The organism is Lactobacillus colini (genome assembly GCF_017874575.1).
Taxonomy (GTDB): Bacteria; Bacillota; Bacilli; order Lactobacillales; family Lactobacillaceae; genus Lactobacillus; species Lactobacillus colini.
Genome location: NZ_JAGGLU010000002.1, coordinates 132,795 through 146,581 on the forward strand (window position 1 = coordinate 132,795; position 13,787 = coordinate 146,581).

12 protein-coding genes are annotated in these 13,787 nt (G+C 35.5%); 2 read left to right on the plus strand and 10 right to left on the minus strand.

Features of this window, described 5'->3' with window-relative positions; translation table 11 throughout:
* The first annotated feature begins 276 nt into the window (after positions 1 to 276).
* The gene (locus tag J2Z60_RS02570; RefSeq protein ID WP_209686108.1) at positions 277 to 483 is read left to right on the plus strand and encodes a hypothetical protein; all 207 of its coding nucleotides are present in this window, start codon (positions 277 to 279) and stop codon (positions 481 to 483) included.
* 184 nt (positions 484 to 667) lie between these two features.
* Here J2Z60_RS02570 and J2Z60_RS02575 read toward each other — a convergent pair whose 3' ends face one another.
* From J2Z60_RS02575 to J2Z60_RS02595, 5 genes are all read right to left on the minus strand, one after another.
* Positions 668 to 1,891, minus strand: coding sequence for a CPBP family intramembrane glutamic endopeptidase (locus tag J2Z60_RS02575; protein WP_209686109.1), 1,224 nt, complete (start codon positions 1,889 to 1,891; stop codon positions 668 to 670).
* A 283-nt stretch (positions 1,892 to 2,174) separates the two neighbouring features.
* Positions 2,175 to 2,747 carry a VanZ family protein gene (locus J2Z60_RS02580; protein ID WP_209686110.1) on the minus strand — a complete coding sequence of 191 codons (573 nt, stop codon included), beginning with the start codon at positions 2,745 to 2,747 and terminating at the stop codon, positions 2,175 to 2,177.
* Positions 2,748 to 2,819: 72 nt separating this feature from the next.
* Positions 2,820 to 3,527, minus strand: a complete 708-nt coding sequence (locus tag J2Z60_RS02585) for a GntR family transcriptional regulator (protein ID WP_209686111.1) — start codon at positions 3,525 to 3,527, stop codon at positions 2,820 to 2,822.
* A gap of 97 nt (positions 3,528 to 3,624) precedes the next feature.
* The gene (gene celB / locus J2Z60_RS02590; RefSeq protein WP_209686112.1) at positions 3,625 to 4,986 is read right to left on the minus strand and encodes a PTS cellobiose transporter subunit IIC; all 1,362 of its coding nucleotides are present in this window, start codon (positions 4,984 to 4,986) and stop codon (positions 3,625 to 3,627) included.
* Between the two features lie 21 nt (positions 4,987 to 5,007).
* A complete protein-coding gene (locus J2Z60_RS02595) occupies positions 5,008 to 5,502 on the minus strand; it encodes a PTS cellobiose transporter subunit IIA (protein ID WP_245328687.1) in 495 nt (164 codons plus the stop codon).
* Positions 5,503 to 5,711: 209 nt separating this feature from the next.
* Between J2Z60_RS02595 and J2Z60_RS02600 the strand changes: the two genes are divergently transcribed.
* Entirely contained in the window at positions 5,712 to 7,160 is a 1,449-nt protein-coding gene (locus J2Z60_RS02600; RefSeq protein ID WP_209686113.1) for a 6-phospho-beta-glucosidase, read from the plus strand.
* Positions 7,161 to 7,276: 116 nt separating this feature from the next.
* On the opposite strand, the gene gtfA is transcribed toward J2Z60_RS02600, so the two are convergent.
* The 5 genes from gtfA to J2Z60_RS02625 are packed head-to-tail and all read right to left on the minus strand — an operon-like array spanning position 7,277 to position 13,786.
* Positions 7,277 to 8,716: a sucrose phosphorylase gene (gtfA, locus tag J2Z60_RS02605; RefSeq protein ID WP_209686114.1), complete on the minus strand. Its 1,440-nt coding sequence runs from the start codon at positions 8,714 to 8,716 to the stop codon at positions 7,277 to 7,279.
* Between the two features lie 12 nt (positions 8,717 to 8,728).
* Positions 8,729 to 10,927, minus strand: a complete 2,199-nt coding sequence (locus J2Z60_RS02610) for an alpha-galactosidase (RefSeq protein WP_209686115.1) — start codon at positions 10,925 to 10,927, stop codon at positions 8,729 to 8,731.
* A 17-nt stretch (positions 10,928 to 10,944) separates the two neighbouring features.
* Positions 10,945 to 12,057: an ABC transporter ATP-binding protein gene (locus J2Z60_RS02615; RefSeq protein ID WP_209686116.1), complete on the minus strand. Its 1,113-nt coding sequence runs from the start codon at positions 12,055 to 12,057 to the stop codon at positions 10,945 to 10,947.
* Positions 12,058 to 12,068: 11 nt separating this feature from the next.
* Complete coding sequence (locus tag J2Z60_RS02620; protein ID WP_209686117.1) at positions 12,069 to 12,902, minus strand: carbohydrate ABC transporter permease; 834 nt, start codon at positions 12,900 to 12,902, stop codon at positions 12,069 to 12,071.
* A gap of 11 nt (positions 12,903 to 12,913) precedes the next feature.
* A complete protein-coding gene (locus J2Z60_RS02625) occupies positions 12,914 to 13,786 on the minus strand; it encodes a carbohydrate ABC transporter permease (protein ID WP_209686118.1) in 873 nt (290 codons plus the stop codon).
* Position 13,787: the final 1 nt, after the last annotated feature.

Sequence of the window (13,787 nt, forward strand, 5' to 3'; positions counted from 1 at the left end):
TTTTAACTTTTCTATGTGTTGCCGCATTTAACGGTCTGGTTGAAAGAAGCACTTGTCAGAGTGCTTTTTTCTTTACTCTTATTTTATTATATAAAGTATGTTCTGTAAAGATTATAAGTTAATCGCATTATCACAAATACTTTTTTGAGAAGCTTTGCTATAATTAACTGGACCAGAAAAAGTTAATTTAATAGCGGTGACACTTCTATTTAGAAGGGAGTGAGTGCTTATGTTTTTACTTAAGCACAGAAATCCATAAGTAGGAGGTGTCTGACTTTGTTTACAATGGTTTTAGGCGCTATTTTGGCGACTACTACCATTTTCTGGGCATTAACCTTGATGGTCGAAGCTCAAATTGTAGCTATGCGCTATCTCTCTGTAGCCCTTCTTGCTACAGTAGGTTTTGCCAAGTTAGTGTGGCGATATTTACATAGTTTCATTATGAAAGTACGTAACTCGCTAGCTAAAAAGAGGACAAAATAAAAACGCTTTTTAACTTTTCTACATAATACAAAGCGTTTTTATAATTTGCTATTGTGTTGCCGCGTTTAACGGTCTGGTTGAAAGAAGCACTTTGCAGAGTGCTTTTTTCTTTACTTTCATTTTATTATATAAAGTATGTTCTGTAAAGATTACGAGCTTATTATAAATTATTAAAAATACTTTCCTAAAAGGCAGAGTGAATAGGTTCTATTAATTTATCAGCATTTTCTTCCATGTATTTGCGCCTTTTTCCAAATAACATAAGTATTGTAAATAAAATCGAAATACCAATTATAATGATTTCTAAAACAATCGGCGAGATGCCATAGCCATAGAAATTACCCGCTGTTCCCGTACTTAGTGGCGTATGGGCAAACAAGATGTAATCATTTAAGAAGTGTAATAACATAGGCAACCAAATTTGACCTGTATATAAATACAGAACTGCCATCATGCCACCAAACCCTAATGATCCTGCAACTTGATAGTTTGTTTCTACAAAGCTTTGTTGATGTGTAACAATGTTGCCGTAATGCACCAGTGCAAAAATAGTTGCACTAATTAAGACAGCTAATTCTAAACGAAAGCGACCTTTTAGACCTTTCAGTACAATTACTAAGTTCACATAACGCATAGTTTCTTCAAAAACTGCTGCAAATATCGGCATCAGTACAACCGCCAATGATGATAATCCTTCGACAGACTGGCTCGGGTCAAGAATACTAAAATCAAACTTCCAAAATGCCTCTAACGGTGTATCTATGGTATCACGAAAAGTATCAACCAAGATATACCATGTAAATGCGATAATTAAAATTATTAGAACACTTAATTGAAAATTCTTACTATTCTTTGGGATAAAGTTGATTCTGTATCTAATGTTCCAAACTTTCATTAAAAAATACGATGTCACTAACATTGCAAAAGCTAAATCTAGACCGGATTTAATTACTGTAGTCATGATGCTATGGGCTTGTGGCGCCATTCCACCATTAAAAAGCATCCCTTCGCAAATAGCCAAAACACTAACTAAACGATAAATCCAATTATTTAGTTTGCCGTAATTTTGTAAAATATTTGGAATTAAAGTTACAGAAAGCACCAAAAAATAGATAACTTGAAAACCTATCCTAAAATTAGGTAACACTTCACATAATTTGGAAAAGAATGATCCACATAACATTAGTAAAATATATGGAAGAACTATGACGCTTAATGCTGAGGTAATTATACTACTTAGCTTTCCCCTGATGTTACTCGTAATTAGAAAAGCCGCTAATAATATTATTATTGCGCCATAAATATACACTCCAACCTGCTTATGCATATTCATCGGATTCAATAGTTCATAGATTGCCCAAATCAGATTAAAAAATATCTGGATATTTAATAATTGTTTATGCTTCATAATGTTTTACCACTTATGCTTGTATATCAGCATTATTATATTTACTTATGTACAATACTGAATAAATGTTACTATAGTTAAAAATAATGCCAATAAAAATATTTTTTATACTTCAATATTAATAATTCTAATTTTTATTTAATAATATCATATTTAAGTTAGAAATAAAAATCTTCTGCAAAAACCTTGATAAATCAATAAATTAACAATTGCCATAGACCAAAAATCCGATTAAAATATACGTGTAGTATAAATTTTAATACTCACATCACATCAAAAAAGCCTAGCAGCGAGTTGTTGCTAGGTTTTTTATTTTTCTAAAAAGCTTAAAAATCAATAATCCCAATAATCCCCCGAACGAATTCAAGACTAAATCATTTATATCAAATACTCGATTCCCCAAATAAAAGTAATTCATAATTAATTGGGTAACTTCAATTATCAACGAGCCAGAAAAGACTAGTAAGAAATTATTATGCCATTTAGCAAACTTAGAATTATAAATTGCTCCAAACAATGACAAAGGAGCAAATAGCAGGACATTACCAATTAACTGTAGGGGTAGATAATTCTTCAATACGTCTAGCTTTAGATTGATAAATAATTGCTTGCCAAATCCTAATTTATATATTTCTGATCCTTGACCAAATAAAGCTATTGGAAACAGCGTAACATCCACTAAAAGCCAAACATATATTAAGAATATTATCCAGATCAACTCACGCTTTAGATGAATCTGCTTTCTAAATAATTGTTTGATTAGCGGTATTATTGCTAGTACTACAATTATTGGTGTTAAAATTAAGCCATTTAATTCTATAGGTGCAATATACCATTTACTGTCAATTAATATCATTATTCCTCTCTTAAATTCTAAATAATATTATTCTACAGCAAAAAATAATCAATTTCCCTTAAAAATTTCTACCTAAATTATTTCATCAGAACTTTGGTCAAAGAATTTGGAATTTTGATAATTATAAGTCAAAAACGATACATCAAATATCTTACCATTACCCATATAATACAGATCATTGACTATCAATGCTGGATCTCCTGCTTTCAGCTCAAGTTTATTAGCTACACACTCATTCAGCTTTTCAACCCACATAAACTTGTCAGAAAAGCGTATTTCTTCATTTAATCCTTCTGAGATATACTTAAACATTGATCCTTGAGCGATTTCTTTAGATATAAAGGGAACATACTTCTTTAAGTAATATGACTCCTCTAACACAAATGGCTTATCGTTGGTTTTTCTTAATCTTTTAAGACAGTAACATCTTAAATCTTCATCTTCAAAATACTTCTTAGCCTTCTCAGGTGGCTCATCTAATTCATCAATACTGATAACTTCAGTAGAGATATTGTCAACTACCCCTGTGAGTCCCCTATTAGTTAATAACGACATGTAGCCTTCTAAGTCAGCTGGCTCACGAACGAATATCCCCGAGCCTTGTATCTTATACACTGTCCCCTGCTTGGCTAAGAGCGCTAAAGCCTGTAATACTGTTGCTTTACTAACGCCAAATTCATCAACTAAATCTTTAATCTTAGGTAGCTTATCTCCTCTTTTAAGATTATTCTTTTTAATAGCTTGTCTAATTTTATCTGCTACTAATTGATACTTCTTCATAATTTTGCTTCACCTCCTAATAAAAAAATCCCCTATAGTCTGAACTTACTAACTACAGAGGACTTTTTATTTATCTCCAGAATATTATTGCTAACTATTAATTGTTAGCTGCTGCGTTTTTAGCGGTATCTTCTTGTTCTTGCTTCAATAACTTTCTATCGTAAGCTTTAATAAATGGATACCAAATTACAAAGGCAACAATTGCACAAACAACAGAAAGCACTGCCCCCTGCCAACTAGTAGTAGCGGCTAAACCACCAAGTCCAATTGGTGTAGGCCATGGTTGTTGAACAATGATCTTAGGTACAAGATTAGTTGCAATTGCAAAGTAGGCAACCATACTACTTGCCATTGGAGCAAGCAAGAATGGAAGGAATAGGTAAACATTATAAACAATTGGCAAACCAAATAGAATAGGTTCGTTAATGTTGAATAAGGCAGGAATGGCTTCAAGTTTACCCAATGACTTCAATTGAGCAGACTTAGCAGCAAAGGCCATCCATAGAGCCATACCTAAGGTGGCTCCAGACCCCCCCAGGAATACAAATGCGTTAGTAAATTCACCAGCAAATACGTGGTGTGCACCAGCTGCGTTAGCAGCTAAGTTAGATAAGGTAATTGCTTGGTAGAAACTTGAAATAATAGTAGCACCGTGAATACCGAACCACCATAATAAACCAATGAGGAAGAAGACGATAAGCACGCCCCACCAAGTACCAACAATGTTGGAAATGAATGAGAATGGGATGTACAATACTTCAAAAATATCAGTACCTAAAGCAATAAGAATAATATCTGCAATAGCAACAACTAAGGCAATCAAGAATCCAGGAATTAATGAACTAAATGAGTTAGATACACCAGCTGGAACTGAAGCAGGCATCGCAATCCGCCAATTATGCTTAATACAGAAGCGGTAGATCTGAACTGCAACCCAAGAAACAATAATTGCAGTAAAGATACCAGTTGCACCAATTCTAGTAATACCAGAAGTTGAAGTAGCGTAACCAGCAATAATGCCGTTCTTATTATCAACTAAGAAGTGAGCAATGCCACCCTTGAAGCTAAATTGAGCAACTGTGATGAATAAGCCCATGAATGCTAGGAATACAGCGTTCAATGGATCAAGGTTAAGCTTCTCTTCCTTCTTATAAATATCAGCATAACTATATGCAAATGTACCACCGAAGATCAAGGCGATGATACCCATTGTAGCGTTATAAATAGCTTGGTATACGTCGCTAAAACGACCTAAAGTGCTGTTATATAAATCAACGAATCCTTTAGCAGTAATAACTTGCGTAATAACTGTAAGAATTAAGAATACAGATCCGATAATAGAAAATGAAATAATGGCATAACCAGCACTCATAATTGCACGTACAAAGCGTGAACCAGAGAACTTACCAATCCACTTCATCATATTATCTTTAAATGATGGTTTAGCAGCATCAGACATAATATAATCCCCCTCTATATGTTATTGTCTGTTATTCTCAAAAGTTTTAATTGCATGGAGATATCTATCCCTACCACTTTGAATGTTGCTAATTCGCTTCAAAATTATCAGGCATCCCCCAATACCTAATAACAAAATAGTAAAGATAATATTCGCTACATCATTGGTTGTCATAAATGGAAAGATTGCCTTCCCTACTGGTGTATAACAAGCTATCGCAAAAATCACATTCATAACTAGCTGCAATACATAAAAGAACTTCGTGTACCTCATATCAGTACTCTTAGTATGCCACTTAGAAAGTTGTTCTACGATTGCCATTGCTATGGAGACCATCATCACTAAGGCAATTACTGATGCTAGAATATCCTTATAACATAGGGCAAAAATCAACCAAAACAAGTTCACAAATGTATATGCGGCCGAGAAGTATCTAATCATCATGTATCGACTAAAATACATTGATCTGACACTCATTTCATGTTTTTTTGCTTCAATACTTTGGTCTTTGTTCATAATTGTTTCTGTCCTTTATAATTCTTCCTGAACAATTTCTTTTGATAACACATATATAATCTCACTAATTGAAAGCCTTTTCAACAACTAATTGATATATATTTTATTTTTTAAAATATATATTTTTGCAAGACTTTACATTTTAAAATTGTTCAGGTACAATTTGTTATGTAGAAAGCGTTTACTTTTTAAGAAAAGAGGATTTTTTTATGACTGGATACAAAATGCCAAAAGGTTTCCTATGGGGTGGCGCTGTTGCTGCTCACCAATTAGAAGGTGCTTGGGACGTAGATGGTAAGGGACCTTCTGTTGCAGACGTGATGACTGTTGGTTCTGCTGAAAGACCACGTGAAATTACTGATACTGTCGAAGCAGGCAAGAACTATCCTAACCACGATGCAATTGATTTTTACCATCATTATAAAGAAGACATTAAATTAATGGCTGAGATGGGCTTCAAGGCATTCCGGACTTCTATTGCTTGGACTCGTATCTTTCCTAAAGGTGATGAATTAGAACCTAATGAAGCCGGCTTGAAGTTCTATGATGACTTATTTGATGAATGTCACAAGTATGGCATTGAACCAGTAGTTACTCTTTCTCACTTTGAGCTTCCATTGCACATTGTTCATGAATACGGTGGCTTCACTAGCAGAAAGGCAATCGACTTCTTCGTTCGCTTTGCACAAGTATGCTTCAAGCGCTACAAGAACAAGATTAAGTATTGGATGACTTTCAACGAAATTGACAACCAATCTAGCTTTAACAACGACTTCTTAATGGCTACCAATTCTGGTATTCTCTTCAAAGACGGCATGACTGATGAAGATAAAGAAGCAGCAATGTACCAAGCAGCCCATTACGAATTCGTAGCCTCTGCCTTAGCTGTTAAGGAGGGTCACAAGATCAACCCTAACTTCCAAATCGGTACTATGATTAACTATTCACCAGTTCGCCCACTTACCCCATCTTCTGATGATGTCTTACTTGCGGATGCCTTTGAACAACGTCGTGACTTCTTCTCAGATGTGCAAGTATTCGGTGAATACCCTAAGGCTGTGGGAGCTTATATCAGACGCAAGGGATTCCGTCCTGATATTACTGAAGAAGACAAGATCGTTCTCAAGGAAGGTACTGTTGATTATGTAGGTTTCTCATACTACCAATCAACTACTGTTTCTAGTGAGAAGGTTAAGGCAGATGAATTAAGTGACTTAGCTAAGGCTGTTGCTGTTAACCCTACCTTGAAGCGTAGCGATTGGGGCTGGGAGATTGACCCTGAAGGATTAAGAATCTCACTTAACCACTTGACTGACCGCTACCACCTACCATTATTTATCGTTGAAAATGGCCTAGGTGCTTACGACAAGGTTGAAGCTGATGGCTCAATTCACGATGATTACAGAATTGACTACTTAAGAAGCCACATTGCTGAAATGGAAAAGGCAGTTGAATTTGACGGTGTTGACTTGATGGGTTACTTACCATGGGGGCCAATCGACTTAGTTTCTGCTGGTACTGGTCAAATGGATAAGCGCTACGGCTTTATCTACGTTGACAAAAACGATGCCGGCGAAGGTACATTGAAGCGTTCAAAGAAGGATTCATTCAACTGGTATAAGAAGGTTATCGAATCCAACGGACAAGATTTAGATTAATAATTTAGTTAAACAAAACAAACAATAATAATTTCTCAATGCATGCAAAAAAGACTTGGTTTTCCAAGTCCTTTTTTATTGCAATATTTATTTTTTAGGGGGGGAAAAATAAAGTATTAAAAATCAATCTTTTTTGAATCAGCTGTTACTTCATAAGTTAAATCTTTTAAGTTCGCATGAAGAACCACTTGATGAGTCTTATCTTTATCTTGGCGAACAATGATAATTTCTTCATCGCTTGGTGTTTGAACTTCAATTGATCCTTCTAAGTCAAAGGCTGGTTCTTGATTTCTAAAAGTTAGTAATTTAAGTAAACTAGCAACTATGGGTCGCTTAACTTCTTGAGCCACTTCTTGTCTACTATAGTAGTGGCGATTAATGTTACGGCCTTCTTTAGTCTTTTCTAAAAGTTCAATATCATTCTTACCAGCTAATAACCCCATATAGTAGACTTGCGGAATCCCTGGGGCAAAGACCTGCAGCAAGCGTGCCATAAAGTATTTCTTGTCATCATTACCTAGTGCAGAATAGAAACTAGTATTAATCTGATAAATATCCAAATTATGATATTCAGCACTGGAGTACTTTCTTTTTACATTGGCACCAACCTTATAAAGATTATTAGTTGTATATTCAATTTCAGCTTCAGTTAAGATATCACGTGCATCTACAACACCAATCCCATCATGGGTATCTAGTGTTGTAAATTGCTTCATCGGTGACAACCTTAACCATTTAGCTAATTCATTAGACTTACCACTATAGATTGAATATAAAGTTACCATTGGCAGTGCGAAGTCATAGATGAAGTAACCATGCTTGGCAATCTTAAACGGCATTGAATAATGCTCATGAATTTCAGGAAGAATCATTGCTCCCTTATCACCGATATCATCTTGGACCTTTTTTAATAAATCCCAAATTTCAGGTTCAACAAAGAAGTCATTAGTATCTAACTTCTTCACTGCATAAGCAAAGGCATCTAGGCGAATAATATCTGCTCCATGATCAATAAGTTGACGTAAAGTCTGCTTAATGAATTCCTGTGTTACTTTTTTGCGGACGTCTAAGTCAATCTGTTCCTCACCAAAGGTATTCCATAATTTAGTCCGACTTCCATCAGAGAACTCTATTTCTTGATAAGGGGCACGGTCTTTTCTCTTATAGATTAGATCAATATCGCTTTGCGTTGGCCGACCCTTGGGCCAGAACTTATCCCAGTTGAGAAACAGTTCTGCATACGGGCTTTGGTCTTGATGTTCTTGGTAGTCTTGATAATATTTAGAATGCTTGGAAATATGATTAATCATAAAATCAAACATTAAATAATACTTCTCGCCCAGTCTTTCAATGTCTGTCCAATCACCGAATTTTTTATCTACTACAGTATAATCAGTCGGTGCAAACCCGCGGTCACCCGTTGACGGAAAGAAGGGTAAGATATGTACCCCACCAACTGCGCCTTTGAATTCATTATCCAATACATCTTGAAGATCTTTTAAATTTTGACCTAAACTATCTGGATAAGTTATTAACATTACTTTATTGGTTAGCATTTACTGCACCTGCTATTCTACTGCCTTAAAATGATACATCTTAGCTTGAAAGTCACCATGCCATGCTGGTTCATATAAGCCCATATTCATTAATTCATCACCACCGTAGACTTGATTATTATCTAAGTCTTGGTACTTTTTATTAGGGTCAAGTCCTGCTAATTTAACTTTGGTCAAGTATGGCTGAGCATAAGCCAAGATATTAACGACACTAACAATTGCTTCTTCTTGGTTGGAAGATACAACCATCCAAGCTGCTTGATTAGAGTCCATCGGGCTCTTTAGACGGTATAACTTACCATATTGGGTTAATTCTCTGATTTTTTTATATTTTTGTATTTGCTCTTTTACAGCTTGTTGATCTTCAACGCTTAACTTAGTTAGTTCTAATTCATATCCCAAGTTGCCCCACATTGCGACTATTCCTCTAGTATTGAATGGTGTAATGCGTCCTAGTTGTTCATTTGGTGAAACTGAAACATGAGACGTCATCATCGCTTGTGGGTAAACCAAGCTAGTGCCATACTGAATTACACAACGTGCAATAGCATCCGTATTATCACTAGTCCATATCTGCGGTGTGTAATATGCGGCGCCTAAATCAAAGCGTCCGCCACCACCAGAACAACCTTCAATTAAGATATCAGGATATTTATTCACTATTCGATTTATTAAATCATAAAACCCTAAACAATAGCGATGGTACACCTCACCTTGCTGGTCTGCTGGTAAATCCGCCTCATAAATATCTGATAGGTGCCGATTCATATCCCACTTGATATAGTCAATTTTATTTTCAGATAATAATTTATCAATTTGGTTAAAAATATTATCTCGAACTTCCTTACGTCCTAAGTCAAGCAGATATTGATTCCTAGAAGGACTAGGCCTACGGCCTGGAACATGCATTAAAAAGTCAGGATGATCTTGATAGAGCTTAGAATCTATCGAAATCATTTCCGGCTCAAACCAAAGACCAAATTTTAATCCTTGATTATGAACATAATCAATAAAGTTTCCTAATCCCTTAGGGAACTTATTGTAATAAACCTGCCAATCACCTAATGAAGAATTATCATCATCCCGATGACCGAACCAACCATCATCTAAGACAAACATTTCAACGCCTAATTCCTTAGCCTTATCGACGATTGGCTTTAGTTTATCTTCATCAAAGTCAAAGTAAGTAGCTTCCCAATTATTTACGACAATTGGTCTAACTTCATCTTTAAATTTAGAGCGTATTAGACGTCGACTAACTATTTCATGGAATGCCTGACTCATCTGATTCAAGCCACAATTAGAGTAAGTCATTAATACTTCAGGGGTTTGGAACTGGTCACCATGATCCAACTTCCACTTGAAGTTATAGTCATTGATCCCGATATTTAAGCGAATCTGATTAAATTGATCGCGCTCTACTTCGAACTTATGATTTCCAGAATAAACAAGAGCAAAGCCATATGCATCTCCAGAAAATTCATTAGTATCTGGATCCACTAAAGCTAAAAATGGATTCATCTGGTGGCTTGAAGTTCCGCGATTGCTGGCAAAGTTATGAATTCCTTGGGCAATCTTACTACGTTCTAAGTGTCTTTCATTAGCATGAGCACCAGGTAAGGTAATTGTTTCGAAGTTTTTGTCTACAAAGTCCAGCTGCATTGAGGCAATTTTTTCAAGATATGCGCTCTCGCCCTTATTTATGACCTTAACTGAGCGAGCAATAATTGGATAATCCCGATAAATCGTATATATTAAATCATACTCAAGCTTGCTATCTTGATCTGCTAGCTTAATAATTAAGGTTTGTGCTTCATCTGGATTCTCTACCCAAGTATGTGGCAGGACATTTAAGTCAGGCTTGCCAGCAATAAGTTCATAACCTTGATAAGTTAAAAATAAGGCATTAGACCCATCAGGATTCCTGATAATAGTAGCTGGGCTATGATAATCCATTTCACCACTTGAACTATATTCTTTAGGTAAAGTATCCCGAGAAAATCTTCTTTCTAAACTACCAGGTAAATTTCCTGAAAAGCCACGGTCAAGTCGTGGGAACTTCAGTTGATTATGATATGAACTTACCTTTTTGCCAAAGTATAAATGACTCAAGCTGCCACCATCTTCAACCCCAATCAGGTATGAAATCTGGCTATTAGATAAGTGAAAGACTTGGTTTTCTTGATCAAAACTAATTAAATCTCTTTTCATAATATCTTTCCATCCAATTAATTATCTATCGCTAGCTCACTTTCTGGATCAAAGAAGTGAGCCTTATTCATTTCGAAGCCCATCTTTACTTTTTGACCTGGTTTGGCAAAGTCACGTGCATCAACCTTTGAAACTAATTCAGTTTGTCCAATTCGGGTATAAAGTTGTGTTTCAGCACCTAGTAATTCTGAAACTACTACAGTCGATTCAACTATATTATCTGGGTACGCTTCTAAGAAAACTTCTTCCGTATGTACATCTTCAGGTCGAATACCGAAGATTAATTCCTTACCTTCATAGCCCTTAGCCTTTAAAAGTTTTAACTTACCTTCTGGAACCGGAATGGCAAAGTCATTATTGTCCTTATCAATAATTTTTCCATTTTGCAAAACTACATGGAAGAAGTTCATGGCTGGTGAGCCAATAAATCCTGCTACAAACACATTAGCTGGCTTATTGTAAACTTCTAGTGGGCTGCCAACTTGTTGAATTTCACCATCTTTTAAAACAACAATTCTATCTGCTAGAGTCATGGCTTCTGTTTGGTCATGAGTTACATAAATAGTAGTGGTTTTTAACTGTTGGTGTAACTTAGCAATTTCTGCCCGCATGGTTACTCTAAGCTTGGCATCTAAGTTAGATAATGGCTCATCCATCAAAAAGATCGGTGCATCCCTAACAATTGCCCGCCCTAAAGCGACACGTTGACGCTGTCCACCAGATAAAGCGGCAGGCTTACGCTTTAAATAATCTTTTAAGCCCAAAATTTCTGCAGCTTGATTAATTTTTTGATCAATTTCTTCTTTGGAAACCTTTCTTAGCTTAAGACCGAAAGCCATGTTGTCATAGACTGTCATATGTGGATACAAGGCATAATTCTGAAATACCATAGCAATATCGCGTTCCTTAGGTGCAACATCATTCATAACCTTGCCACCAATTTTAAAAGTTCCCTTGCTGATATTTTCAAGTCCTGCAATCATCCTCAGAGTCGTGGACTTACCACAACCAGATGGCCCAACAAAAACAATAAATTCCTGATCGTCAATATGTAAATTAAAATCTTTAACTGAATACTTATCATTACCTGTATATTTTTTATAAACATGATCTAAATCTACTTTAACCATTTTTTACCTCACTATTTAACTGCCCCATTACTCATACCAGCAATAATATTCTTCTGGAAAATTAAGTAAACAATTGTAATGGTAATAATACCTACTACATATGATGCAAAACTTGGACCATAATCATTGAAATATTGACCAGTGTAGTTATATTGGAAGAGCGGCAAGGTCCACATCTTTGAATCTCTATTCAAAATCAATAACGGTAGCATAAAGTCATTCCAGAACCACATTGCATTAATAATCAATGTAGTCGCATGCATTGGCTTTAATAATGGAAAGATAATTTTGAAGTAAGTAGTAATCTTATTAGCACCATCAATCTCAGCCGCCTCATCTAAACTGTCTGGGACACTTTGCTTGATATAGCCAACATATAAGAAAAGCGTTTGTGGTACAGAATATGTTAGGTATAAGATAATTAAGCCCCACATATTAGCTAAACCGATCTTACTCATCATTACCGTGATCGGAATCATAATAACTTGGAATGGTACAAAGATTCCCAAAATCAACAATATGTACATCCAATTGTAGGCTGATCTTTTAGACATATTGCGAGCAATTGAATATGCGGCCATTGGAACAAAAATCATAACCAAGACCAGCGATAAGACCGTAATTACAATTGAATTCCAGAAATATCCTGCAACCCCATCCGCAAATAATCTTTGAAAGTTAGCCACCGTCCAGGGCTTAGGCCAAGCAAAAAAGTGATTCATAATTTGCTTGGTTGTCTTAAATGAACTTAAAAAGGTATATAGCAAAGGAATTAATATTAAGACTCCGCCAACTACCAATAAGGCATAATTCCAAAACTTTTTTAAACTTTTATCTTTATCCATCTTTGCCCCTCCTAATCAACAGAGTACTTATTAGAAATCTTAATTTGAATAAATGAAACTATTGCAATTAAGATAAATAAAACAATCGCAATCGCATTAGCATAACCAAAGGAATTATTGTTAAATGCGTAATTATAAACTAAAAGTCCTAATGAAGTAGTAGAATTATTAGGACCACCTGCAGTCATGGCAAAGATCTGATCAAATGCAGTAAGTCCGGACTTCAAAGCCAAAATAAAGACCATAGAAATGCTTGGTAGCATGTATGGCAATTCAATATGCCAAAAGATCTGATTACTATTTGCCCCATCCATTGAAGCTGCTTCTTTAATTTCGTCGGGGATACTTTGCAATCCTGCTAAAAAGATAATAATTGGCATAGCTACACCTTGCCAAAGTAAGACAAAGATAGTCGCAATCACTGCCCCAGTATCTGTACCTAAAAGGCTAGTCTGAAGCCATGAAATATTAAGGGCATTGCCAATTGCTGGTAAACCATAATTGAACACTTGTTTAAAAATAAGTGCTACTGTTAATCCTGACAAGACTGCTGGGAAGAAGAACCAAGCCCGAAAGAAGGTTTGACTCTTAATCTTAGAATTTAAAGCTCGGGCAACTAAAATACCAATTGCAATTTCACCGACAATTAATGCAATAGTTAGGATTGCTGTAAAGCCAATTGACTTAGCAAAGTTCTGATCCATCAGCAGCAATTTATAGTTATTCAAACCGACAAATTTGTAGTTATAAGTCAGACCAGTCCAGTTAGTTAAACTATAAAATCCACCTTGAAATAATGGAAAATAGAAAAATATAATTTGTAATAAGATCGGGACAATTAAGAACAGCCAGCCCCAATATTTTTCAAAAAAGTTCTTTTTCATT

Coding starts and splice junctions, on each gene's coding strand:
- J2Z60_RS02575 (WP_209686109.1), bottom strand. CDS start 1,891: ATGAAGCATAAACAATTATTAAATATCCAGATATTTTTTAATCTGATT.
- J2Z60_RS02580 (WP_209686110.1), bottom strand. CDS start 2,747: ATGATATTAATTGACAGTAAATGGTATATTGCACCTATAGAATTAAAT.
- J2Z60_RS02585 (WP_209686111.1), bottom strand. CDS start 3,527: ATGAAGAAGTATCAATTAGTAGCAGATAAAATTAGACAAGCTATTAAA.
- celB (WP_209686112.1), bottom strand. CDS start 4,986: ATGTCTGATGCTGCTAAACCATCATTTAAAGATAATATGATGAAGTGG.
- J2Z60_RS02595 (WP_245328687.1), bottom strand. CDS start 5,502: ATGAACAAAGACCAAAGTATTGAAGCAAAAAAACATGAAATGAGTGTC.
- J2Z60_RS02600 (WP_209686113.1), top strand. CDS start 5,712: ATGACTGGATACAAAATGCCAAAAGGTTTCCTATGGGGTGGCGCTGTT.
- gtfA (WP_209686114.1), bottom strand. CDS start 8,716: ATGCTAACCAATAAAGTAATGTTAATAACTTATCCAGATAGTTTAGGT.
- J2Z60_RS02610 (WP_209686115.1), bottom strand. CDS start 10,927: ATGAAAAGAGATTTAATTAGTTTTGATCAAGAAAACCAAGTCTTTCAC.
- J2Z60_RS02615 (WP_209686116.1), bottom strand. CDS start 12,057: ATGGTTAAAGTAGATTTAGATCATGTTTATAAAAAATATACAGGTAAT.
- J2Z60_RS02620 (WP_209686117.1), bottom strand. CDS start 12,902: ATGGATAAAGATAAAAGTTTAAAAAAGTTTTGGAATTATGCCTTATTG.
- J2Z60_RS02625 (WP_209686118.1), bottom strand. CDS start 13,786: ATGAAAAAGAACTTTTTTGAAAAATATTGGGGCTGGCTGTTCTTAATT.